Source organism: Kitasatospora sp. NPDC007106, assembly GCF_040634455.1.
Lineage (GTDB): Bacteria > Actinomycetota > Actinomycetes > Streptomycetales > Streptomycetaceae > Kitasatospora > Kitasatospora arboriphila.
The window spans coordinates 1-22,904 of sequence record NZ_JBEYFP010000045.1 but is presented as its reverse complement, the minus strand read 5'-3'; the positions used below and the strand labels follow the sequence as shown (position 1 = coordinate 22,904).

Annotated in this window: 25 protein-coding genes; 12 read left to right on the top strand and 13 right to left on the bottom strand. The window is 73.6% G+C overall.

Annotated features, from left to right (window positions below; all coding sequences use genetic code 11):
* From ABZ641_RS07665 to ABZ641_RS07650, 4 genes are all read left to right on the top strand, one after another.
* A partial coding sequence (locus ABZ641_RS07665; protein WP_359979921.1) for a DEAD/DEAH box helicase occupies positions 1-1,583 on the top strand: 1,583 nt, incomplete at its 5' end.
* A gap of 216 nt (positions 1,584-1,799) precedes the next feature.
* Positions 1,800-2,120 (top strand): hypothetical protein, encoded by a 321-nt coding sequence (locus tag ABZ641_RS07660; RefSeq protein WP_344624521.1) that lies wholly within the window; start codon positions 1,800-1,802, stop codon positions 2,118-2,120.
* Positions 2,120-3,055, top strand: a complete 936-nt coding sequence (locus ABZ641_RS07655; RefSeq protein WP_344624520.1) for a WXG100 family type VII secretion target — start codon at positions 2,120-2,122, stop codon at positions 3,053-3,055. Before ABZ641_RS07660 ends, ABZ641_RS07655 begins: the two co-directional genes overlap by 1 nt.
* A gap of 13 nt (positions 3,056-3,068) precedes the next feature.
* Positions 3,069-3,662 (top strand): hypothetical protein, encoded by a 594-nt coding sequence (locus ABZ641_RS07650; protein WP_344624519.1) that lies wholly within the window; start codon positions 3,069-3,071, stop codon positions 3,660-3,662.
* Positions 3,663-3,669: 7 nt separating this feature from the next.
* On the opposite strand, the gene ABZ641_RS07645 is transcribed toward ABZ641_RS07650, so the two are convergent.
* Complete coding sequence (locus ABZ641_RS07645; RefSeq protein WP_359979918.1) at positions 3,670-4,536, bottom strand: helix-turn-helix transcriptional regulator; 867 nt, start codon at positions 4,534-4,536, stop codon at positions 3,670-3,672.
* A 117-nt stretch (positions 4,537-4,653) separates the two neighbouring features.
* On the opposite strand from ABZ641_RS07645, the gene ABZ641_RS07640 reads away from it, so the two are divergent.
* Positions 4,654-5,658, top strand: coding sequence for a hypothetical protein (locus ABZ641_RS07640; protein WP_344624517.1), 1,005 nt, complete (start codon positions 4,654-4,656; stop codon positions 5,656-5,658).
* 18 nt (positions 5,659-5,676) lie between these two features.
* Here the strand turns inward: ABZ641_RS07640 and ABZ641_RS07635 are convergent, their stop codons facing one another.
* The gene (locus ABZ641_RS07635; protein WP_344624516.1) at positions 5,677-6,711 is read right to left on the bottom strand and encodes an ABC transporter permease; all 1,035 of its coding nucleotides are present in this window, start codon (positions 6,709-6,711) and stop codon (positions 5,677-5,679) included.
* 105 nt (positions 6,712-6,816) lie between these two features.
* Between ABZ641_RS07635 and ABZ641_RS07630 the strand changes: the two genes are divergently transcribed.
* From ABZ641_RS07630 to ABZ641_RS07615, 4 genes are all read left to right on the top strand, one after another.
* The gene (locus ABZ641_RS07630; RefSeq protein ID WP_359979915.1) at positions 6,817-7,446 is read left to right on the top strand and encodes a TetR/AcrR family transcriptional regulator; all 630 of its coding nucleotides are present in this window, start codon (positions 6,817-6,819) and stop codon (positions 7,444-7,446) included.
* Positions 7,443-7,898, top strand: a complete 456-nt coding sequence (locus ABZ641_RS07625; protein ID WP_344624514.1) for a hypothetical protein — start codon at positions 7,443-7,445, stop codon at positions 7,896-7,898. Before ABZ641_RS07630 ends, ABZ641_RS07625 begins: the two co-directional genes overlap by 4 nt.
* Before the next feature lie 48 nt (positions 7,899-7,946).
* Complete coding sequence (locus tag ABZ641_RS07620; protein ID WP_359979913.1) at positions 7,947-8,540, top strand: Uma2 family endonuclease; 594 nt, start codon at positions 7,947-7,949, stop codon at positions 8,538-8,540.
* Between the two features lie 107 nt (positions 8,541-8,647).
* Complete coding sequence (locus tag ABZ641_RS07615) at positions 8,648-8,821, top strand: hypothetical protein (RefSeq protein WP_159400794.1); 174 nt, start codon at positions 8,648-8,650, stop codon at positions 8,819-8,821.
* Between the two features lie 13 nt (positions 8,822-8,834).
* On the opposite strand, the gene ABZ641_RS07610 is transcribed toward ABZ641_RS07615, so the two are convergent.
* From ABZ641_RS07610 to ABZ641_RS07560, 11 genes are all read right to left on the bottom strand, one after another.
* Positions 8,835-9,611, bottom strand: coding sequence for a sirohydrochlorin chelatase (locus ABZ641_RS07610; protein WP_359979911.1), 777 nt, complete (start codon positions 9,609-9,611; stop codon positions 8,835-8,837).
* Positions 9,612-9,622: 11 nt separating this feature from the next.
* Positions 9,623-10,522 carry an ABC transporter permease gene (locus ABZ641_RS07605; protein WP_344624511.1) on the bottom strand — a complete coding sequence of 300 codons (900 nt, stop codon included), beginning with the start codon at positions 10,520-10,522 and terminating at the stop codon, positions 9,623-9,625.
* Positions 10,509-11,318 carry an ABC transporter ATP-binding protein gene (locus ABZ641_RS07600; RefSeq protein ID WP_344624510.1) on the bottom strand — a complete coding sequence of 270 codons (810 nt, stop codon included), beginning with the start codon at positions 11,316-11,318 and terminating at the stop codon, positions 10,509-10,511. The genes ABZ641_RS07605 and ABZ641_RS07600 overlap by 14 nt, the downstream gene beginning before the upstream one ends.
* Positions 11,319-11,452: 134 nt before the next feature.
* Positions 11,453-12,601: an aliphatic sulfonate ABC transporter substrate-binding protein gene (locus ABZ641_RS07595; protein ID WP_359979910.1), complete on the bottom strand. Its 1,149-nt coding sequence runs from the start codon at positions 12,599-12,601 to the stop codon at positions 11,453-11,455.
* 250 nt (positions 12,602-12,851) lie between these two features.
* The gene (locus ABZ641_RS07590; RefSeq protein ID WP_344624508.1) at positions 12,852-14,183 is read right to left on the bottom strand and encodes a GTP-binding protein; all 1,332 of its coding nucleotides are present in this window, start codon (positions 14,181-14,183) and stop codon (positions 12,852-12,854) included.
* A gap of 1 nt (position 14,184) precedes the next feature.
* Positions 14,185-15,123 carry a sulfate adenylyltransferase subunit CysD gene (gene cysD / locus ABZ641_RS07585; RefSeq protein WP_344624507.1) on the bottom strand — a complete coding sequence of 313 codons (939 nt, stop codon included), beginning with the start codon at positions 15,121-15,123 and terminating at the stop codon, positions 14,185-14,187.
* Positions 15,120-15,701: an adenylyl-sulfate kinase gene (gene cysC / locus ABZ641_RS07580; RefSeq protein WP_344624534.1), complete on the bottom strand. Its 582-nt coding sequence runs from the start codon at positions 15,699-15,701 to the stop codon at positions 15,120-15,122. The genes cysD and cysC overlap by 4 nt, the downstream gene beginning before the upstream one ends.
* Before the next feature lie 56 nt (positions 15,702-15,757).
* A complete protein-coding gene (locus tag ABZ641_RS07575; protein ID WP_359979907.1) occupies positions 15,758-16,456 on the bottom strand; it encodes a phosphoadenylyl-sulfate reductase in 699 nt (232 codons plus the stop codon).
* Positions 16,453-16,659, bottom strand: a complete 207-nt coding sequence (locus tag ABZ641_RS07570) for a hypothetical protein (protein ID WP_359979904.1) — start codon at positions 16,657-16,659, stop codon at positions 16,453-16,455. Before ABZ641_RS07570 ends, ABZ641_RS07575 begins: the two co-directional genes overlap by 4 nt.
* On the bottom strand, positions 16,656-18,380 hold the full coding sequence (locus tag ABZ641_RS07565; protein ID WP_344624504.1) for a nitrite/sulfite reductase: 1,725 nt from the start codon (positions 18,378-18,380) through the stop codon (positions 16,656-16,658). The genes ABZ641_RS07570 and ABZ641_RS07565 overlap by 4 nt, the downstream gene beginning before the upstream one ends.
* Positions 18,381-18,570: 190 nt before the next feature.
* On the bottom strand, positions 18,571-18,654 hold the full coding sequence (locus ABZ641_RS07560; RefSeq protein WP_317634116.1) for a putative leader peptide: 84 nt from the start codon (positions 18,652-18,654) through the stop codon (positions 18,571-18,573).
* 224 nt (positions 18,655-18,878) lie between these two features.
* Between ABZ641_RS07560 and ABZ641_RS07555 the strand changes: the two genes are divergently transcribed.
* The 3 genes from ABZ641_RS07555 to ABZ641_RS07545 all read left to right on the top strand — a co-directional run bounded on the left by ABZ641_RS07555 (position 18,879) and on the right by ABZ641_RS07545 (position 22,629).
* On the top strand, positions 18,879-20,249 hold the full coding sequence (locus tag ABZ641_RS07555) for a YihY/virulence factor BrkB family protein (RefSeq protein WP_359979901.1): 1,371 nt from the start codon (positions 18,879-18,881) through the stop codon (positions 20,247-20,249).
* Positions 20,250-20,583: 334 nt separating this feature from the next.
* A complete protein-coding gene (locus tag ABZ641_RS07550) occupies positions 20,584-20,853 on the top strand; it encodes a DUF5133 domain-containing protein (RefSeq protein ID WP_359979899.1) in 270 nt (89 codons plus the stop codon).
* Between the two features lie 741 nt (positions 20,854-21,594).
* Positions 21,595-22,629, top strand: coding sequence for a LacI family DNA-binding transcriptional regulator (locus tag ABZ641_RS07545; RefSeq protein ID WP_344624501.1), 1,035 nt, complete (start codon positions 21,595-21,597; stop codon positions 22,627-22,629).
* Positions 22,630-22,904 lie beyond the last annotated feature (275 nt).

Genomic DNA, 22,904 nt, shown 5'->3' with positions numbered 1-22,904 from the left:
GCGGCGGCGCCGAGCGCCGCGTCCAGCGCGCACCGCGCGCCGCACGCCCCGCGGAGAGCCAGGACTTCACCGTCGTCGAGGGCACCCCGGCCCGCCCGCCGGCGGCCACCTTCGCCGAACTCGAGATGCCGAAGGCGCTGCTCACCGCGCTGGAGCGGCAGGGCGTCACCGAGCCCTTCCCGATCCAGTCCGCGACCCTGCCGGATTCGCTGGCCGGCCGCGACGTGCTCGGCCGCGGCCGCACCGGCTCCGGCAAGACCCTCGCCTTCGGCCTGCCGCTGCTCGCCCGCACGGCCGGCAAGCGGGCCGCCGCCCGGCGCCCGCTCGCCCTCGTCCTGGTGCCCACCCGTGAGCTGGCCCAGCAGGTCACCGAGGCGCTCAGCCCCTACGCGCAGGCGCTGCAGCTGCGGATCGCCACCGTCGTCGGCGGCATGCCGATCGGCCGGCAGGCCAACCAGGTGCGCCGCGGCGTCGAGGTGCTGGTCGCCACCCCCGGCCGGCTCGACGACCTGATCAACCGGCAGGACGTGGCCCTCGGCGACGTCGCCGTGACCGTCCTCGACGAGGCCGACCAGATGGCCGACATGGGCTTCCTGCCCCAGGTCAGCAAGCTGCTGGAGCAGGTCGCCGAGGGCGGCCAGCGGATGCTGTTCTCCGCCACCCTCGACCGCAACATCGACCGGCTCGTCCGCCGCTTCCTCGACGACCCGGTCACCCACTCCGTCGACCCGTCGGCCGGTGCGGTCAGCACCATGGACCACCACGTCCTCCAGCTCGACCCCTCCGACAAGGCCTCCACCACCGCGCACATCGCCTCCCGCGAGGGCCGGCTGATCATGTTCGTGCACACCAAGCACGGCGCCGACCGGCTCGCCAAGCAGCTGCTGGCCAGCGGCGTGCGGGCCGCGGCCCTGCACGGCGGCAAGTCCCAGCCGCAGCGCAACCGGGTGCTCGACCAGTTCCGCGACGGCCGGGTCACCGCGCTGATCGCCACCAACGTCGCCGCCCGCGGCATCCACATCGACGGCCTCGACCTGGTCGTCAACGTCGACCCGCCGATCGACCACAAGGACTACCTGCACCGCGGCGGCCGCACCGCCCGTGCCGGCGAGTCCGGCACCGTCGTCACCCTCGTCCTGCCCGAGCAGCGCCGCGAGGTCAACCGGCTGATGGGCACCGCCGGGATCCGTCCCACCGTCACCAAGGTCCGCCCGGACGACGCCGAGCTGCGCCGCATCACCGGCGCCCGCACCCCCAGCGGCGTGCCGGTCAGCATCGTGGTGGCCGAGCCGGCCGCCCCCGCCGCGTCCGCCGAGCAGACCGGCGACAAGCCCGCCGGCGCCCGCTCCGGTGCACCGCGCCGCCGCCCCGGCAAGCGTTCCGCGCTGCCCAAGGACGTCGACGCCAACGGCAACGCCCGCCAGCCCCGCCCCAAGCAGCGCATCGGCGGCGGCAGCGGCGGCGCCGGCAGCCGCACCGCGGCCGGGTTCATCGGCCGGTCCTCCGGCCGCGCCAAGCCCGGCTCGGGCTCGCGCAGCGGTTCCAACTACGGCACCGGCCGCCAGCGCCGCGACGTCGGCTGATCCACCGACCACGAAGGGGCGCCACCCGCCACGGGTGGCGCCCCTTCGGCTTTTCCGGATCCGCCGGATCGCCGACGAACCCTCACATCACCCTCCGGACCTCCTGCGAACAGGTGTGTTAGCTTCTTTGTCCGTTCATGGGCTTTCCATGACCTGGATTAGAGGTTCCGTCAATTCGGCGCCGTACCGGGCGCACTGCACGGGGGAGGACACATCGTGTCAGGGGAGTACCGCGTCGATCCGGAGGCACTGCGGCGATTCGCCCGCACCTCCGCCGACCGTTCGGAGAGACTGCGCGCCATCCGCGCCGAACTCGGCGCCCACCGGCTGGCGCCCGACGCCTTCGGCAAGCTGCCCGAGGCCGAGCAGACCGGCCGCGACTACGCCGAGCGTGCCGACGCCGCCGTCGAGAACCTCACCTCGGCCGCCGACACCATGGCCCGGATCGACGAGCACGCCCAGGGCGTCGCCCGCTCCTACGAGCAGGCCGAGGCCGAGACCGCGGAGTCCCTCAACGCCATCGCCAGGGGGCTGTGATGACCGGTCCCGTGTCCGGCGCCGTCGACGCCTACACCAAGATCAACCAGTGGATGAGCCCGCTGGGCAGCGTGATCGACGAGATCATGCGCCCCATCGTCGAACCGCTCGCCGAACCGCTGGAGTTCGTCACCGGCGACCCCGAGGGCCTGGAGGCCGCCGCCCGGCTCTGGCGCAGCCAGGCCACCGAACTGCGCGAGGTCGTCGCCGACCAGCGCCGCGACCGCGCCGCCCTCGCCCACGACTGGCAGGGCGAGGCCGCCGAGGCGTTCCTCCGGGAACTCGCCGAGTACGAGACGGCCCTGGAGGCCGAGGCGGACGACATGGACGCCACCGCCGAACTCCTCGACGAGGCCGCCGCCGAGAGCCGGATGGCCCAGGACCTCGTCGAGACGGTCATCCGCGAACTCATCGAGTGGGCGATCATCACCCTCGCCGCCTCGCTCGCCTTCAGCGTCGTGACGGCCGGCATCTCGCTCGCCGCGGAGGCCGCCGCGGCCGCCGCCGAGGGCACCATCGCCAGCGCCCGGATCGCCAACCTGGTCGCCAAGCTGGCCCGAGCCCTCAAGAAGATCGAGGAAGCGATGAAGGCCCTCAAGGCGGTCTCCAAGCGCCCCCACCTCAACCCCAAGAAGCCCTGGACCTGGAACCGGCCGATCGACGTCCCGGCCTACCTCGCCAAGAAGGGCACCAAGATGATCGGCAAGGCCGCGCTGCACGGCATCGGCCTCACCGGCGACCCGGTCGGCCAGACCGTCCAGCAGGCCGTCCAGTCCGGCGCCGGCATCGTCGCCGACGAGATCGACGACCGGATCGCCGGCAACCCCCACCCCTCCACCGCCGCCCGCGAACACGCCGGCATCGCCCAGCCCCGCCAGGAGCCGGAGCTCAGCCCGGAAGAACGCAAGGCCCGCTTCGACGCAGCCTTCGGCTGACCGGGAGGACACCGTGCTCAACCGCGACCGCGACATCGTCACGCCCTTCCTGCACCCCGGCGAACAGCTCCTCGGCGCCGCCTCGATCAGCCTCGCCCCCGGCATCCCGCACCCGCCGGCCGGACTCCTCCCGCCCCGGCGGCCCAGCGAACTGGAGCAGAAGCTCGGCAAGCCGTTCAACGTGCTGCGCCGCGCCTACGCCGTCGTCAACCCGGTCTCCGCCGCCGTCGGCGCGGTCGAGGACAAGGCCATGGACGCCGTACCGGACTCGGTCTGGCACGGCGAGGGCATGGGCGGCGGCTGGCACGGCGAGGCCGGCCGGTTCGTGCTGCGCATGCACGAGGAGAACAACGGCGGCGGCACCTTCGCCGTCACCGACCGGCGCCACCTCGTGGTCGTCGACGGCTCCAAGCCGTGGCAGCTCAAGGAGCAGTACGCCCTGCACTGGGAGGCGCCCCGGCAGGCCGTGGCACTGCACCGCAACCCCACCGGCGTCCTCCAGCGCGGCCGGATCGACCTGCACTTCGCCGACCGGTCCTGGGCGGGCATCACCACCCCGATGCCCGCCACCGCCGACGAACTCGCCGCCGCTGCCCGCCTGGGCTGACGGCCGGTCAGACGGCTGCTGCCGCCGACGAGGGGACCGGAACCAGCCGCCGCAGGCGCTCCCGGGTCTCCTCGTCGCGCGGCGCGGCCACCACCAGCTGCAGGCCGCCCGGTGCGCGCAGCACCACCTGGTCCAGCCGCAGCACGCCCACCGCCTCGTGCCGGACCTCCTTCTCGCAGCCGGTCTTCTCGCTCACCCGGTGCTCGTCCAGCCAGCGGTCCGCCTCCGGGAACGACGCCCGCAGCCGCCCGATCACCTCCGTGAGGCGCCGCGACGCCGGCGAACCCGACCCGCCCCGCTCCCCGTACGCCGCCCGCAGCTCCGCCAGCGTGCGGCGGGCGTGCTGCTCCCAGTCCACCGTGCGGCGGCGGATCCGGTCGTCCGCGAACACCGTCCAGGCCAGGTTGCGGTCCTCGGGCGGCATCCCGGAGAAGCCGAACATCGCGTCGGCCGCGGCGTTCCACACCCGGATGTCCCAGTCCGCGTCCATCAGGAACGCCGGCGCCGGATCCTGCGCGTCCACCAGCCGCAGCAACGCCTCCGGCACGTCCGCACCGCCCGCCCCGCGTGCGTCCACGGGGTGCGGCCCCGCGCCCGCCAGCCGGAACAGGTACGCCGTCTCCGCCGCGTCCAGCCGCAGCGTCCGGGCCAGACTCGCCAGCACCTCCGGCGAGGGATTGATGTCCCGGCCCTGCTCCAGCCACGTGTACCAGGTCACCCCCACCCCGGCGAGCAGCGCCAGCTCCTCCCGCCGCAGCCCCGGCGTCCGGCGGCGCACCCCCGGTGCGATGCCCACGTCCGCCGGCGTCAGCGACGCCCTGCGGGTCCGCAGGAAGTTCGACAGCGCCTGCCGGCGCACGTCCCCCTCGGCCATGGATCCTCCCCCTGACTCCTGGTAGCCCGACTACCAGTATCGCCACGCACTGCTGCGCCGCCGCACCGGGCGGAAGGCTGGACACCGTCCGAACAAGCACTCCTGACGGGACGACAGATGAACCAGCGCGCCCGCGGCGCCCTCCTGCTCGCCGCCCTCGCCGCCACGATCGCCGCCGCACCGGCCCTGCCCGCCGCCGCGGCACCCGCCCACCACCGGCCCGCCGCGATCACCGCGAGCGCCGACACCCTGCACCCCGAGGGCGCCGCCTGGGACGCCGCCCACGGCCGCTTCCTGGTGAGCTCCCTGCGCCACGGCACCGTCTCCGCCGTCCGCCCCGACGGCTCGGTCACCACCCTGGTCGACGACCCCGCGGTGCTCGTCTCCACCGTCGGCCTCCACGTCGACGCCGCCCGCAACCGCGTCCTCGTGGCCAACGGGGACCCGGGCGTCTCCCCGCGCACCGCCCCCGGCGGCTCGGGGCACGTCGCCGGCATCGGCGCCTACGACCTCACCACCGGCCGGCGCCTCTTCTACACCGACCTCGCCGCCACCGCCGCCGACGGCGGATCCCACCTCGCCAACGACCTCGTCGTCGGCCCCGACGGCACCGCCTACGTCACCGACTCCTTCGCCCCGGTCGTCTACCGGGTCGCCCCCGACGGCACCGCCGGGATCCTCGTGCGGGACAGTCGGCTCGCCGCCCCGCAGGGCGGCTTCGGCCTCAACGGCATCGTCCGGCAGGGCCGCACCCTGGTGGTCGGCAAGTACGACGACGGCACCCTGTGGCGGCTGCCGATCGACCACCCGGAGCAGCTCGCCCGCGTCGCCGTCGGCGGCCCGGCCGATGCCCTCACCGGCCTCGACGGACTGCTGCTCCGCCCGGACGGCACCCTGCAGGGGATCACCAACCGCCTCGGCGGCAACGGGGCCACCACCCGCGTCGAACTCCGCTCCGCGGACGGCTGGCGCACCGCCCGCGCCACCGTCCACCCGCTGGCCGACCCGGCGCCGACCGTGCTCACCTCCGGCCCGGCGGGCAGCGTGTACGTCCTCGACGGCCGCATCGACCTGCTGTTCGCCGGGACGCCGGTGGACACGTTCACGCTGTACCGGATCTGAGGGGGCTCACGGAGCGAGTCAGGGGTTGGCCCGAACCGGTTCTGCGGCCGGTCCCGCACTGCGCAGTTCCACGCGCCCCTGGTCCCGCTGCCCCGTCGGGCGGGTGCGGCGGGCCGCCGTGAGGCCGACGGCGGCGAGGCCGAGGCCGGCCCAGAGGGAGAGGGTGAGCAGCGGGCCGGCCGCCCCGGCGCCGTCGAAGTAGGAGACGGACCGCAGCAGCGTCCCGGCCGCGCCCGGGGGCAGCTGCTGTCCGAGGACGCCGGCCGGGGCGGGGAGCAGTTCCGGCGCGGAGGAGACGCCGGAGAACGCGTTGCCGATCAGCACCATCAGGAGCCCGGCCACCCCGAGGCCGGCCGTGCCCAGCAGGGCCGCCGTCCCGGCCGAGGTGGCGCCGACCGCGAGCACCGTCAGGCCGATCACCCCGGCCTCGGCCCACCAGCCGCCGGTCAGCGCGCCCAGCCAGCTGTGGGCGACCCCGGCGCCGACCAGGCCGGTGAGCAGTGCGGCCCCGGCGAGCGCCGCGATCGCCCGGCCGCCGCGCAGCCGCAGCACCGTCACCACCGCGCCGGTCGCCACCCCGGCGAGCACCAGCGGCAGCAGGCCGGCGCCGAAGACCGCCCCGCGCGGGTCGGTGGCCGGGGCGGGTACCACGTCCGTGACGTGCACGGTGGTGCCGGGCGGGGCGGCGGACTCGGCGGCGGTGCGCAGCAGCTGGGCCACGGTCGGGCCGGCGGCCGAGGCGGTGAGCAGTTCGGGGCCGCCGGGGGTGGCGACCAGGGCGCCGTAGACCTCGCGGTCCTCGACGGCGTGCCGGGCGGCGGCCGCGTCGGTGTAGTGGTGGATCTCGAAGGCGCCGGGGTGCGCCGCCAGCCGCTGGTCGACGGTGGCCGTGGCGGCGGCCGGTCCGGCGACGCCGATCGGCAGGTCGCGCGGGGCGAGGCGGGAGGCGGGCCAGGCGAAGGCCCACAGGGCGAACGCGGCCAGCAGCGGCACCAGCAGCCAGACGGCGACGAGACGGCGGGAGGCGGGTGCGGACTCGGGGGAGGCGGACATGGCAGCCCCTCGATTCAAAGAGAAGGATCGTTCGTTTTGCGTGGCCCACTCTCCGGCCGCCCGTCGCGCTTGTCAAGAATGAACGTTCGTTTTACGGTGGACCCCATGGCCCGCGTATCCCAGGCACACCTCGACGCCCGCCGCCGGCAGGTCCTCGACGGCGCCGCCCGCTGCTTCGCCCGCAACGGCTTCCACGCCACCTCCATGCAGGACGTGCTGCGCGAGTCCGAGCTGTCCGCCGGCGCCGTCTACCGCTACTTCGCGGGCAAGGAGGAGATCGTCGCCGCCATCGCGACGGAAGCCTTCGGCGTGATCCGGGCCGCCTTCGCCGAGGCCGCCGCGACCGTGCCGCCACCCACCCCGGACGTGCTGCTCGGCCGCGTCCTGCGGGCCGTCTTCGACCAGGCCCCGCCCGAGGGCGACCGCCAGGCCTTCGCCCGCCTCATCGTCCAGGTCTGGACGGAGACCCTGCGCAACCCCGCCCTCGCCGCCGCCCTCGACGAGGGCTACACCGCGATGCGGGCCGCCTGGACCGGGCTGGTCGGCAGCTACCGTGCGACCGGCCTGATGCCGCCCGGCCCCGAGGCCGACCACGTCGCCCGCACCCTCATCGCCACCGCCCAGGGCTTCATCGCCCAGCAGGCGCTGTTCGGCGACGCCGACCCGGCGGTCGTCGAGGACGGCCTGCGCGCCCTCGCCTCCATGCGCACCGCCCCCGCCCCGGAGACCCCGTGACCGCCGCACCCGGCCCCGCCGAGCGGCTCGACCTCCAGGAGCGGGCCCTGGACGCGCTCCTCGCCGAACTCGGCCTGCCCTTCGAGGAGCCCGACGACCCCCGGATCGCCCGCCTCGCCGAACGCCACCCGCACTACCCGCAGTACCACCGCATCGGCCACAAGCGGCAGACCGCCTACCGCGCCCTCACCGCCGACCGCGGCCTCGCCCGCGCCCACGCCGACGCCGTCCACGAGGCCCTCGTCCACGACGACGACCCGAGCTCCCCGCGCTGGCTCGCCGCCGTCCTCGTCACCGCGATCGGCTCCCGCGCCCTCCAGGAACGCCTGCTCACCACCCTCGCCACCGGCACCCCCCACCAGCGCACCTGCGCCGCCCACGCCTGGCGCTGGGCCGACGCCGACCCCGCCGACCCCCGCTACCTGGCCCTCCTCCCACGATCGGGTGAGTGATCGCCCGAACCCGCTGGGTACGCTGGACACGAAGGCGAGAATCCGGCCATGGGAGCAGTGATGACCGTCGCACCGCAGCCGACCTGGCCCGTTCCGCCGGAGGGCGGCTGGACGGCCGACGACCTCGACCGGCTTCCGAATCTGCCCCCACACACGGAGCTGATCGACGGGAGCCTCGTCTTCGTGAGTCCGCAGGCCCTTTTCCACCTGTACGCCATCCGCCTTCTCGAGTTCGGCCTGTACGCGGCCAAGCCGCCGCATCTGGCGGTGCTCCGGGAGATGACGGTGACACTCGGCCGCCGCGACCGGCCGGAGCCGGACCTCATGGTCGTGTCGCGCGACGGAGCCCAACGGCCGCAGCAGACCACCCAGCGCCCCGAGGACGTCCTGCTCGCCGTGGAGGTCGTCTCTCCCGACTCCGAGGCGCGGGACCGCGAGGTCAAGCCGCGCAAGTACGCCATCGCCGGCTTCCGGCACTTCTGGCGGGTCGAGAACGAGGACGGCGAACTCGCCGTCCACGTGTACGAGCTGGACGGCGCCACCGGCCTCTACGCGCCCATGGGAATCCACCGCAAGCGGCTCGCCCTCGACCTGCCGTTCCCGGTCGACATCGACCTGACGGACCCGGAGCGCTGGCTCTGAGATTCCCTGCGTGTCCGTGTCGGCGGATGGGTAGTGTGCCCGGCATGCGATGCGGGATGTGCGGGTCTCAACGGCTGAGTCCGGTGGGGGAACTGACGACGGATTCGATGGCGACCGAGCGGATGCGGCTGCGCTTCCCGCGGCCGGGCAGATTCAAGTCGCGGCCCACCTTCACGGTCACCTTCGCCCGTGCGTGCCGGGACTGCGGCACCCTCTACCCGTGCCTCGGCGAGTACGAGCGGATGCAGTTGGACGCCACCGCCGACGGCCTCGCCGAGTGAGCCGCGGCGCGGCTCAGGCCGACAGGGCCGCGGGCGCGGCGGCGGTGCTCCGGGCGTCGTCGTAGCGCTGCAGCAGGAGTTCGGCGACCTCGGGGGCAGCGCCCAGGACCCGGGCCAGCAGGTCGGCGCCGTCCGCGGCGGCCGCGATCCGGTCGGGCAGCAGCCCGGGGGCGAGCAGGTAGGGGGCGACGGCCACGGTGCCGGCCCCGGCCTCCCGCAGGGCGGCGACGGCCTCCGGCACCCGCGGGCCGGCCGCGGAGGCGTACGCGACCTCGACGCCGGCCCAGCCGCGGCTGCGCCGCCAGGCCTCGGCGACCGCCCGGGTGGCGGCATCGGCGGCCGGGTCGGAGGAGCCGGCGGCGGCGAGCACCACGCCGGTGCGGGCACGGACGGCCGCGGAGACGGTGTCGAGCCCGGTCTCCGCGAGGCGCCGGTCGAGCGCGTCGAGCAGCAGCGGCGAGGGGCCGAGCACGTCGGCGAGCGGCAGGTCGGCGCCCGCGGCGCGCAGCGCGGCGGGGATGTCGCTCTTGGCGTGGAAGGCCCGGTTGAGCAGCAGCGGGACGGCGACGGCGGCGCCGAACCGGCCGGCGACCTGGGGGATGCGCGGTGCGCAGTGGTCCAGGTAGGCGGTGGCGACGGTGAGGCCGGGCCGCAGGGCGCGGACGCGGTGGACGAGGGCGTCCACGGTGGCGGCGTGCCGCGGGTCGCGGCTGCCGTGGGCGATCAGCAGCAGGGCGGGGCCGCCCGCCCCGCTGTGGCGGGCGGGGACGGGCGGGGTACCGGTGCGCACGGTCGGCGTCCTCAGCGGCTGGTGACCAGCAGGCCGCGGTTGCGCAGCACGCGGCGCTCCAGCGGGGAGAAGACCAGCAGGTCGATCGCCACGCCGACGACGAGGATCAGGACGATGCCGAGCAGCACGCCCGACATGTCGTTGAACTCGCGCTGGTTCTCCAGGTAGCGGCCGAGGCCGAGGCCCAGGTCGGGGGAGGAGGCGATGAGTTCGGCGGCCATCAGCGAGCGCCAGGAGAACGCCCAGCCCTGCTTGAGGCCGGCCAGGTAGCCGGGCAGGGCGGCGGGCAGCAGCACGTGGCGGGCACCGGCGAGGCCGGTGGCGCCCAGGGTGCGGCCGGCCCGCAGGTAGATCGGCGGCACCTGGTCGACGCCGGAGACCAGGCCGTTGGCGATCGACGGGACGGCGCCGAGCAGGATGACCGCGTACATCGCCGAGTTGTTGATGCCGAGCCAGATGACGGCGGCGGGCACCCAGGCGACCGAGGGTAGCGACTGCAGGCCGGAGAGCACCGGGCCGAGCGCGGCGCGGACGGGCTTGACCCGGGCGACCAGCAGGCCGATCGGGGTGCCGATGACGACGGCGGCGACGAAGCCGGAGATGCCGCGCCACAGGCTGGTCCAGATGATCGAGAACAGCGTGCCCTCGTACCAGAGGTCGGTGAGCGAGGACCAGACGTCGGCCGGGCTGGGCAGCTTGTCCGGGGTGGTCAGCTCCAGGCTGAAGGCGAGCTGCCAGACGCCGATGACGAGCAGCACGCCGAGCACGGGCGGCAGGACCTTCTGGCGGAGCACCTCGCCGATCGGGGTGCGCTGGACCTGGACGGAGTCCAGGGCGTCCAGGCCGGCCTCGACGCTGGCGGTGTCGGTGCCCGGGTCCTTGACCAGGGTGGTGGTGTCAGTGCTGGACATGGCGGCGGATCTCCCCACGCAGCTCTTCGGTGATCTCGACGGACAGGTCCGCGACGCCGGAGTCCTCGATGCGGCGCGGCTGGGGCAGGTCGATCCGCCACTCCTTGGCGACCCGGCCGGGCCGGGAGGAGAGCAGGACGACGCGCTGTGCGAGCCGGACGGCCTCGCGCACGTTGTGCGTGACGAACAGGACGGACAGCTTGCGCTCCGCCCAGATGCGGGTGATCTCGTCGTGCAGGACGTCGCGGGTGATGGCGTCGAGCGCGGCGAACGGCTCGTCCATCAGCAGCACGTTGGCGCCCTGGGCGAGCGAGCGGGCCATCGCCACGCGCTGGCGCATGCCGCCGGACAGCTCGTGGACGCGCTTCTTGCACGCGCCGCCGAGCCGCACCAGCTCCAGCAGCCGCTCGGCCTCGGCCCGGCGCTCGGCCTTGGGCACACCGGCGAGGCGCAGCGCCAGCTCGATGTTCTTGCCGGCGGTCAGCCACGGGAAGAGCGCGTGGTCCTGGAACATCAGGGCCGGACGGCCGCCGGGCACCTCGATGTCGCCGGCGGTGGGCTTGTCGAGGCCGGCCACCAGGTTGAGCAGGGTGGACTTGCCGCAGCCGGAGGCGCCGAGCAGGGTGACGAACTCGCCGGGGGCGACGTCCAGGCTGATGTCGTCCAGGACGGGGGTGGCGGCACCGGGCCGGCCGAAGGACTTGTGCACGTGCGAGAGGCGGACGGCGGGCCGGTCGAGCGTGGCCGCGGCAGCGCTGGTGGTGGCGGGCTCCGTGGTGGTCAGTGCCGGGGTCATCCGGGGACCTCCTCCGTGAGTGGACGGGCAGCTGGCTGGTGGCTCTCGGGGGCCGGGGTCCGGCCCCGCCCCGCCCGGTGACTGGGCATCGACTGGGCGGGGGCGGGGCGGACCGCGGGGTTAGCGGGTGCGGATCACTTGGCGCCGAGTCCGGCGTCCGCCACGGCGGTCCCGCCCTGGGCCTGGAGCACCTTGTTGAGCGGGGCCAGGTCGTAGATCCCGGCCAGGTTCGGCTTCTTCAGCAGGCCGGCGGTCACCGCGTGGTCGGCCTCGGCCTGCAGGGTGTTCGCCAGCGGGTCGTCCAGGAACTCGATGTCCTTCCACGCCGGGTCGAGGATCGCGGCGTCCAGCGCGTTGCCGGCCGCGTCCTTGATCGCGGCGTTGGCGGCCGCCTTGGCCTGGTCCGGGTTGGCCTTGATCCAGGCGTTGGTCTTCACCGAGCCGCGCAGCACGGCCTCCACCACGTCCGGGTGCGCCGTGAGGAACTTCTGCGAGACGATGATGTTGGTGATGACGAACTTGCCGTCCGGCCAGACCTGCTTCTCGTTCAGCAGCTCCTTGGCGCCGAGGCTGATCAGCTTGGACGCGGTCGGCTCGGGCACCCAGGCGCCGTCGATCGAGCCGGACTTGTAGGCGTCCGGGGTGACCTTGTTGTCGGTGCGCACCACGCTGACGTCGCCGGCGCCGGACGCGGCGTCGACCTTGTAGCCCTTGGTGGCCAGGTAGTTGAGGAGCGCCACGTCCTGGGTGTTGCCGAGCTGCGGGGTGGCGATCTTCTTGCCCTTGAGCTCGTCCAGGCTCTTGATCTTGTCCGGGTTGACCACCAGGCGGACACCGCCGGAGGCCGAACCGCCGATGATCCGCAGCGACTTGCCGTCGGACTTGGTGTAGCCGTTGATCGCGGGGGAGGGGCCGATCCAGCCGATGTCGATCGAGCCGGCGTTGAGCGCCTCGATCTCGGTCGGGCCGGCGTTGAAGATCTGGGTCTTGATCTTCGTGCCGCCCAGCTCCTTCTGGAACAGGCCCTCCTTGAGGCCGACCAGTGCGGTGCCGTGGGTCAGGTTGGCGAAGTAGCCGATCTTCACGGTGTCCGCGGAGAGCTTCGCGCCGGAGGCGGCCGCGGCCGGGGCCGCCGAGCTCTTGTCCTCGCTCTTGGAGCCGTAGCTGCAGGCGGAGAGCAGGCCCGCGGCGGTGAGCGCGGCGACGGCGACCGCGGCCGGCCGTCTGAACCGGCCGCTGCCGAACCGGGTGGAGGTATGCGTGGTGGCGGAGTCGTGTGCCATGGGGAGTCGTCCCGTTCACGGTGGGCGCCGTGGGAAGCGCCGATGGAAGAAGTCGGTGTGGTGCTGACGGCACGTCACATGCCGGGCAAGCCGGGCCGGTGCCCGCTGTGGGAAGGAACCGGCCCGGTGACAGGGGCTCAGCGCCCCTGTCCGCCCCCACATCGCGTCAGGCCGCCCTGGCCGCTGCCGAGGACGCCGCTGCCGATGCGGCCGCCTTCCTTGTCCATGCCCGAGAACGCCTCGCTGGGCATCAGACCCAGTCCTCCTCGTCGCCCGATCCGGTGTCACCCGTGGTGGCGCGTACGGTGTCGAAGGCCTCGCCCGCCATGCCGGCGGTGAGGGTGGTGCCGTCGGCCGGGTCGATCAGCAGGAACGAGCCCGTCCGGCGGTTGTCGGTGTAGCTGTCGAGCGCCAGCGGCTCGGCGGTGCGCAGCACCACGTGGCCGATGTCGTTGACGTCCAGGCCGTCGGCACCGGAACGCTGCTCCAGCGTGTCGATGTCGATCCGGTAGGAGATCTCCTTGACCAGCGCGCGCACGGTGCGGGTGGTGTGCTTGAGCAGCACCTTCGCGCCGGGGCGCAGGGCCCGCTCGTTGAGGTGGCAGACGGTCGCCTCGATGTCCTTGGTGGGCACCGGGGCGGGGCCGGCCGCGATCAGGTCGCCGCGGGAGACGTCGATGTCCTCGGCGAGGCGGACGGTGACCGACTGGGGGGCCCAGGCGATGTCCGTCTCCCGGCCGAGCGCGTCGATGCCCGCGACGGTGGTGGTGTGCCCGGACGGCAGGACGGTGACCGGGTCGCCGACCCGCAGCACGCCGGAGGCGAGCTGGCCGGCGTAGCCGCGGTAGTCCGGGTGGGCCTCGGTCTGCGGCCGGATCACGTACTGGACGGGGAACCGGGCCGGCTCGTTGCTGGGGTCGCTGCCGACCGGGACGGTCTCCAGGTGCTCCAGCAGGGTCGGGCCGCCGTACCAGTCCATGTGCGCCGAGGGCTCGACGACGTTGTCGCCGGCCAGCGCGGAGATCGGCACCGCGACGACGTCCTTGACGCCCAGCGAGGCCGCGTAGGAGGTGAACTCCGCGGCGATCGCGGCGAAGACGGGCTCCGCGTACTCGACCAGGTCCATCTTGTTGACCGCGAGGACGACGTGCGGCACCCGCAGCAGCGCGGCGACGGCGGCGTGCCGGCGGGTCTGCTCGACGACGCCGTTGCGGGCGTCGACCAGGACGACGGCGAGCTCGGCGGTGGACGCGCCGGTCACCATGTTCCGGGTGTACTGCACGTGCCCCGGGGTGTCGGCGAGGATGAACCGGCGCCGGGCGGTGGCGAAGTAGCGGTACGCGACGTCGATGGTGATGCCCTGCTCGCGCTCGGCGCGCAGACCGTCGGTCAGCAGCGCCAGGTCGGGCGCCTCCTGGCCGCGGTTGCGGGAGGCGTGCTCGACGGCCTCCAGCTGGTCGGCGAGGACCGACTTCGAGTCGTGCAGCAGACGGCCGACCAGGGTCGACTTGCCGTCGTCCACGGAGCCGGCGGTGGCGAACCGCAGCAGCGAGGTGGCGGTGGTCTCCGGAGTGGTGGTCATCTTAGAAGTACCCCTCGCGCTTGCGGTCTTCCATCGCGGCCTCGGACAGCTTGTCGTCGGCACGCGTGGCGCCGCGCTCGGTGAGGCGGCTGGCGGCGATCTCGGCGATCACGTCGGCGATCGTGGCGGCGTCGGAGTCGACGGCGCCGGTGCAGGACATGTCCCCGACGGTGCGGTAGCGGATGAGCCGGGACTCGACCGGCTCGCTCTCCTTCGGGCCGCCCCACTCGCCGGCGGTCAGCCACATCCCGTCGCGCTTGAACACGTCGCGGTGGTGGGCGTAGTAGATCTCGGGGAGCTCGATGCCCTCGCGCTCGATGTACTGCCAGACGTCCAGCTCGGTCCAGTTGGAGAGCGGGAAGACCCGGACGTGCTCGCCGACGGCGTGCCGGCCGTTGTACAGCGACCACAGCTCGGGGCGCTGGCGGCGCGGGTCCCAGGCGCCGAACTCGTCGCGGAGCGAGAAGACGCGCTCCTTGGCGCGGGCCTTCTCCTCGTCGCGGCGGCCGCCGCCGAAGACGGCGTCGAACTTGTTGCGCTCGATGGCGTCCAGCAGCGGCACGGTCTGCAGCGGGTTGCGGGTGCCGTCGGGGCGCTCGCGCAGCCGGCCGTCGTCGATGAAGTCCTGCACGTTGGCGACGTGCAGCCGCAGGTTGTGCTGCGCCACGGTGCGGTCGCGGTACTCGATGACCTCGGGGAAGTTGTGCCCGGTGTCGACGTGCAGCAGCGAGAAGGGGACGGCCGCCGGCCAGAACGCCTTCAGCGCCAGGTGCAGCATGACGATGGAGTCCTTGCCGCCGGAGAACAGGATCACCGGCCGCTCGAACTCGCCCGCCACCTCGCGGAAGATGTGCACCGACTCCGCCTCCAGGGCGTCGAGGTGCGACAGCGCGTACGGGTTCTCCTGGGTGTCCAGGAGGCTGTGCGTGGCGGTCGTCATGCGAGGCCCCTTGTCGTCAGGAAGGCGTGCAGCTCGGCGGCGGATTCGGCGACCTCGCGGCCCCGGGTCTGCAGGCGCAGCTCCGGGTCCTGCGGCGCCTCGTACGGGTCGTCGACGCCGGTGAGACCGGAGATCTCGCCTGCTGCCTGCTTGGCGTACAGGCCCTTGACGTCGCGTTCGGCGCAGAGCTCCACCGGGGTGGCGACGTGGATCTCCAGGAAGTCGGTGCCGTTGGCGGCGTGCCGCTCGCGGACGGCGGTGCGGGAGTCCGCGTACGGGGCGATCACCGGGGCGAGCACCTTGACCCCGTTGGAGGCCAGCTTCTCGGCGACGAAGCCGATCCGCGTCACGTTGGTGTGCCGGTCCTCCTTGGTGAAGCCGAGGCCCTTGGAGAGGAACTCGCGGATCTCGTCACCGTCCAGGACCTCCACCTTGTGGCCCTCGGCGCGCAGGCGCTCGGCGAGGGCGAAGGCGAGGGTGGTCTTGCCCGCGCTGGGCAGCCCGGTCAGCCACACGGTGGCGCCGCGCTCGCAGGGGGCGGCCGTGCGGGCCGCCTCTGCGGCTTCCCCGGCGTCCAGTGTGTCGGCTGTGGTCACGGTGGTCTCTCCTGAGGTCTCGTCGGTCTGGTGGCTGGTCAGAGGTGGATGCCGCACTCGGTCTTGCCCGAGCCCGCCCAGCGGCCGGCCCGGCCCTCCTCGCCCTCGCCGGGCTTGGCGGTGCAGGACAGCGGCGAGCAGCCGATGGAGGTGTAGCCCTCCCACAGCAGCGGGTTCAGCAGTACGCCGTTGGCCTGCACGTACGCGTCGACGTCGTCCTGCGTCCAGCGGGCGATCGGGGCGAGCTTCACCTTGCGGCGCTTGGCGTCCCAGGCCACCACCGGGGTGTTGGCGCGGGTCGGCGACTCGTCGCGGCGCAGCCCGGTCGCCCAGGCGTCGTACGCGCCGAGGCCGCGGTTGAGCGGCTCGACCTTGCGCAGCGAGCAGCACAGGTCCGGGTCGCGGTCGTGCAGGTTCGGCCCGTACCGGGCGTCCTGCTCGGCGACGGTCAGCTTCGGGGTGAGCGTGATGACGTTGACCAGCATGGTCGCGGCCACCGCGTCCCGGGTGCCGATGGTCTCGGCGAAGTGGTAGCCGGTGTCCAGGAAGACCACGTCGACGCCGGGCAGCACGGTGGAGGCGAGGTGCGCGACGACCGCGTCCTCCATCGAGGAGGTGACGCAGAACCGCTTGCCGAAGGTGTCGGCGGCCCACCGCAGGACCTCCTGCGCGGTCGCCTCCTCCAGGTCGCGGGCGGCCGCGGCGGCCAGCGCCTCGTAGTCGGTCGTGGTGCTCATTCGCCACCTCCTTCGGTCTGCTCGGTGTCGGTCGTCGTGCCGGTGGTGCCCGTGGTGCCGTCGGGCCGGAGCAGACCCAGGAACTTCAGCTGGAAGGCCCTCCGGCAGGAGGCGCACTCCCAGCAGCCGTGCCCGGCCTCCGAGGGCCGCAGGTCCTCGTCGCCGCAGTACGGGCAGTGGAACGGTGCAGCACGCTCACTCACGACAGCTGGTCCTCGGTGGCCCGGGCCGTCCACTGGGCGAAGCGCTCGCCCTCGTGGCGCTCGGCCTGGTAGCGGGTCAGCACGCGCTCGACGTAGTCGGCCAGGCCGTCCTTGGTGACCTTCAGACCGCGGACCTTGCGGCCGAAGCCGGCCTCCAGGCCGAGCGCGCCGCCGAGGTGCACCTGGTAGCCCTCGACCTGCTCGCCGTTGTCGTCGGTGACCAGCTGGCCCTTGAGACCGATGTCCGCCACCTGGATGCGGGCGCAGGCGTTGGGGCAGCCGTTGATGTTGATGGTGAGCGGCTCGTCGAACTCGGGCAGCCGCTGCTCCAGCTCGTCGATCAGACGGCGGCCGCGCTCCTTGGTCTCGACGATGGCGAGCTTGCAGTACTCGATGCCGGTGCAGGCCATCGTGCCGCGGCGGAAGGTGGACGGCTTGACCTGCAGGTCGAGCGCCTCCAGGCCGGCCACCAGCGACTCGACCCTGTCCTCGGCCACGTCGAGGACGATCATCTTCTGCTCGGCGGTGGTGCGCAGGCGGTCGGAGCCGTGCTGCTCGGCGAGGTCGGCGATCTGGCCGAGGATCTTGCCGTTGACCCGGCCGACGCGCGGCGCGAAGCCGACGTAGTAGCGGCCGTCCTTCTGCCGGTGCACGCCGACGTGGTCGCGCCAGCGGGCGACCGGCTCGGCCGGCGCGGGACCGTCGATCAGCTTGGTCTTGAGGTACTCGTCCTCCAGCACCTGGCGGAACTTCTCCGTGCCCCAGTCGGCGACCAGGAACTTCAACCGGGCGCGGTTGCGCAGCCGGCGGTAGCCGTAGTCGCGGAAGATGCCGATCACACCGCCGTAGACGTCCGGGACCTGCTCCAGCGGCACCCAGGCGCCGAGGCGGACGCCCAGCTTGGGGTTGGTGGACAGGCCGCCGCCGACCCAGAGGTCGAAGCCGGGGCCGTGCTCGGGGTGGACGACGCCGACGAAGGCGACGTCGTTGATCTCGTGCGCCACGTCCAGCAGCGGCGAGCCGGAGATCGCCGACTTGAACTTGCGCGGCAGGTTGGAGAAGTCCTTGTTGCCGATGAAGCGGCGCTGGATCTCGGCGATGGCGGGGGAGCCGTCGATGATCTCGTCCTCGGCGATGCCGGCCACCGGTGAACCGAGGATGACGCGCGGGGTGTCGCCGCAGGCCTCGGTGGTGGACAGGCCGACGGCCTCCAGCTTCTGCCAGATCGACGGGACGTCCTCGATCCGGATCCAGTGGTACTGGACGTTCTGCCGGTCGGTCAGGTCGGCGGTGCCGCGGCCGTACAGTTCGGAGACCTCGGCGACGGCCCGCAGCTGGGCGACCGTCAGCTGGCCGCCGTCGATGCGCACCCGGAGCATGAAGTACTCGGCGTCCAGCTCGTGGGGGTCGAGGACGGCCGTCTTGCCGCCGTCGATGCCCTCCTTGCGCTGGGTGTAGAGGCCCCACCAGCGCATCCGGCCGCGCAGGTCGGCCGGGTCGATCGAGTCGAAGCCGCGCTGGGCGTAGATCGTCTCAATGCGTGTCCGCACGTTGAGACCGTCGTCGTCCTTCTTGAACTGCTCGTTGGCGTTCAGCGGCGTGAAGTGGCCCATGCCCCACTGACCCTCACCGCGGTGGCGGGTCACCTTGCGGGCGGCGGCGGGACGGCGCACGGGGGCGCCGGCGACCGTGGGCTCGACCGGTTCGGGGGTAGGGGCCATGGTGTCTCGTCCTTTGGCAGCTGGCTCTGATGGGGGGTTCGGCATCCCCGGGCACGCAACTGCTCTGACCTGCGCTGTTGCTGCAGGCGTCAGGGTGCAGTGACGCTGGCCGGAGGGCGCCCGCGCATCCGCGTCGGCGGGGATTCGCGAGGTGCCGGCGCCGGTGCCGTGGTGGCGGCGGGGGTAGGGCTCAGGTCACCGGACAGATGGCGCTGGACACGCGGAGGAGATCGACGTGCAGTCGACCTACTAGGGTGGCTCCGGCGCTTGGCATGGCAAGAGATTCGCACGGCGAACGACCCTCGGTCCACTAACGTCCGTATTTTGGACGCGGTTGTTTCGCATCGTGGGATGGTGTGGGAATACCCCGTCGTCACAGCCGTGCGGATCGTACCGGAGTGCCGCTTTCCCGGGCCCCTGACGGGCCGTCCGCAGCCCTCCCCGGCCCCCTACGCGCGCGTGCGCGGAGGAGTGGACACCGCCCAGTACGGTAGGGGCGTGCAAGCAGCAGGCAGTAACCCGCGGGAGACCCCCGGCCAGGCCCCCGACCGGCCCTCGCGCCGCCGGGGCGGCCGTCGCCGCGCCCGCCGCAACGGCTGGCGTCAGACCCTGTGGGCCCTGCTCAAGGACACCACCGACACCTGCGTCGAGTACCGCGTCACCGGCCTCGCCGCCGAGGCCGCCTTCTTCACCCTGCTGTCGATCCCGCCGCTGCTGCTCTGCCTCGCCGGAACGCTCGGCTACCTCGACGACATCCTCGGCGCCGGCACCATCGACAAGCTGAAGAACGACGTCGTCTCGGCATCCGAAACGGTGCTCTCACCGGATTCGGTCGACCAGATCGTCCAACCCCTGCTGACCAGCGTCTTCGACAACGGCCGACCGGACCTCATCTCCATCGGCTTCCTGCTCTCGCTCTGGTCCGGTTCGCGGGCGCTCTACATCTTCATCGACACCATCACCGTGATGTACGGCCTCGACGGCAAGCGCGGCATCGTCAAGACCCGCCTGATGTCGCTCGGCCTCTACCTCGGCGCCCTGCTCATCGGCTCGCTCGTCCTGCCGCTGCTCGTCGCCGGCCCCGGCCTGGTGATCGGCGCCCTGCCCAACTCCGCCGGACTGGTCAACGCGCTCTACTGGCCCGCCGCGATCCTGCTCCTGGTGATCTTCCTCACCACGCTCTACCACGTCGCCGTGCCCGCCAACACGCCCTGGCGCGAGGACATCCCCGGCGCCCTGGTCGCCCTGGTCGTCCTCGTGGTGTGCAGCGTGCTGCTCCGCGTCTACCTCGTCAGCTCGGTCGAGGGCCCCTCGGTGTACGGCTCGCTCGCCGCACCCGTCGCCGTGCTGCTGTGGATCTTCGTGGTGGCGCTCGCCGTCCTCATCGGCGCCGCCATGAACGCCGCGATCGACCGCCGCTGGCCGAGCGTCGAGACCGCCGACGCCCGCGCCGAGAACGAGCGCGTCAGCGAGGCCGCCGCCGCCACCGTCGTCCGCGAGGCCGCCGCCCGCCGCGCCCTCCAGCGCGCCCAGCTCGTCCGCGAACTCGGACTCGCCGACGGCGGCGAGGACGACGACGAGGAGGACGACGACGACGGCGTCCCCGCTGAGTACCCGGAGCGCTGGGCCGAGGTCCTCCCGCCGAACAGCCTGCTGCGCCGCATCCTCGGCGGCGGCGCCCGCCGCCGGCAGGCCCCGCCCCCGCCGGACACCGACCGCCCCGCCGTTCCGCCGCGGTCCTCCCCTCACCACCACCCGCACCCGGCGCAGCCCGTGCAGCAGCCCGAGCCGTTGTACCCCCCGCCTCCGCCGCCGATGCCGCCCGTCCCGCCGCTGCAGTCCCCCCGCACCCCCTGGGACAGTCGGTAGGGCCCTGGGGCCCGCCTGCGCGTGTCGCGCCGGCCGTGTCGCGCCGGACCGCCTTGTGTCGGACCGCCTTGTGCCGGACCGCCTTGTGCCGGACCGATCCGTGCCAGACCGCCCCGTGTGGGGCCGACCCGGCGGGGAAGACGCGCCGGTGGTTCGGGTGAGCCCCCGCGTCCGATCGGCCGCACATTGGTCGAGGACATGTCGACAAAGCGGGGGAAGTGTGAAGACCGTGCGTCCGTTCGAAGGAGCCTGGCTTGGCGTGCGAACGGGCGGGTAGCCGCGCGAGCAGGATGCGGAACCGGTCCGTCCGTCCTTGAACCGAGGGAGTTGGCCCATGCCGCTGATCAACTACGTCGTGCTGAGTGCGCTGGTCGCGGAGCTGGACGCGCTCGCCGATGTGGGCGCGCCGGACGCGGCAGTCCGGCGCCGCCGGGAGGACGCCCTCTACACCGTCTGCGTGTACACCGGCGTCCGCGACCCCCTGCAGGCCCTCGCCCGGGCCCGCCGGCTGCTCGCCCGGCACAGCGCGTCGCACACCGCCGCAACGCCGGCGGTACGGGTCCAGCCCGCCGTGGTGACGCCCGAGCCCGTGGTCGCCGCATAGCGGCGCAGGGCCGGCAGTGAGACCCGGCCCCCGTCCAGGAGCCCCGCGCCGGAGGGAGCCCTGGACGGGGGCCGACCAGTTCCCCGACGACGTCCCGGCCGCACGGCCCTCCGTCTCCTGGCCCCACCGTCCCGGCCCGCGGTTCTGCCGCACCGGACGGACCGGCCGTGTCGGCCGCACGACCGTCGATTCCCGGCCGCACCGTCCTGATCCTCGGACCACGCCGCGTCGGCCGCCCTGGCCGTGCGGGCCGTGCGGGTCGTGCCGTTTCTGGGTTCCGGCCGGGTTGTCCCGTTCGGTGCGGGTGGGTACCCGGCCGTCCGGGCCGTGCCGCCTCGCTCTCTCAGCCGCGGTGTCCCGTTCTCGGGTTTGCCGTGTGGGCCGTGCGGGCCATGCCGTTTCCGCGTTCCGGCCGGGCTGTCCCGTCCAGTGCGGTGGCGGTGCCCGGCCGTTCAAGCCGTGCCGTCTCGGTCTCCTGGCCGCGGTGTCCCGTTCTGTGCAGTCGCCGTGTCGGCCGTGCGGGCCGTGTCGCTCCCCGTGTGCCGGCCGGGCTGTCCCCTTTCGCCGCGGTCGCGGTGTCGGCCCTGCCGGCCATGTCGGCTCCGGCCTCCGGCCGCGCTGGCCGCACTCTCGACCGGAGTGTCCCCCGCTTGCGATGTGAACGCAAACAATTACACTCCCTTCCGCACTCGTGAGACAGTTGCAGCCGCATCTGGCTCTGCACCGACAAGGGGGCTGTGAGTGGGAAGTGAGACTGCCGGGACGGATCCCCGACAGCCGGTGATGGCCGACGTCGCCAAGCTCGCCGGCGTGTCGCACCAGACCGTCTCCCGCGTCCTGAACGGAGCCCCGCACGTTCGGCCCGGGACCCGGGACAAGGTGCTGGCCGCCATCCGGGAGCTGGACTACCGACCCAACTCGGCCGCGCGGGCGCTGGTCACCCGCCGCTCCCAGACGCTCGGCGTGGTGAGCTTCGCCAGCACCCTCTACGGCCCGGCCTCCATGCTCGACGGCATCGAGCAGGCCGCCCGCAGCGCCGGCTACTTCGTCAGTGTCGCCAGCCTCCGCTCACTGGACGCCCGTTCCGTCCAGGAGGCGGTGGACCGCCTCCGCGACCAGGGCGTCGAGGGGGTCGCGGTCATCGCCCCGCAGATCTCCGCGGTCGGTGCGGTGGCCCGGCTGTCCAGTTCCGTCCCGGTCGTCGCGGTGGGCTCCGGCAGCCGCTCGCGCGTCCCGATGGTCGCGGTCGACAACCTCACCGGCGCGGCCGCGGCCACCCGCCACCTGCTCGACCTCGGCCACGGCACGGTGCACCACGTCGCCGGTCCGGCCGGCTGGCTGGAGACCCAGGACCGCCTGGACGGTTGGCGCCGCACCCTGGAGGAGGCGGGCGCCCCGGTGCCGCAGGTCTACAGCGGCGACTGGAGCGCCCGGTCCGGGTACGAGGCGGGCCGGCAGATCGCGGCGGACCCGGAGGTGACCGCGGTCTTCTGCGCCAACGACCACATGGCCCTGGGTCTGCTGCGGGCGCTGCACGAGGCCGGCCGCCCGGTGCCCGGCGAGATCAGCGTCATCGGCTTCGACGACATCCCGGAGTCCGCCTACTTCACCCCGCCGCTCACCACCGTCCGCCAGGACTTCGGCGAACTGGGCCGCCGCGCCCTCGAGTTGCTCGTCGAGGAGCTCGCCGGGGTGGCGCACGCCCGCAGCCACGTCCTGGTCGCCCCGGAGATGGTCCTGCGCCGCTCCACCGGCCCGGCCCGCCGCCCTGCCTGACCGACCGGCCTGATCGGCCGCAGCCTGCCGCTCCACCTGCCACGAGGCCGGGTGTCCCTCAGGGGTGCGTGGGGGCACCTCCCGGCCGAAGGCTGGGGGAGAACCGCGCAGTCCGGGGGCGGGTGGCTGAACAGCAGGGACAGCCCTTGCCCGGTACGACAGTCGCATCCCAACCGCGCGGTTCTCCGCGCCCCTGACCGGCCTGGCCGCCCGAGGGCGCGGGCCGGGGGAGCCGTGCGGTCGGGGAGCCGCGTCGCCGGGCTGGCCGCGGCCGG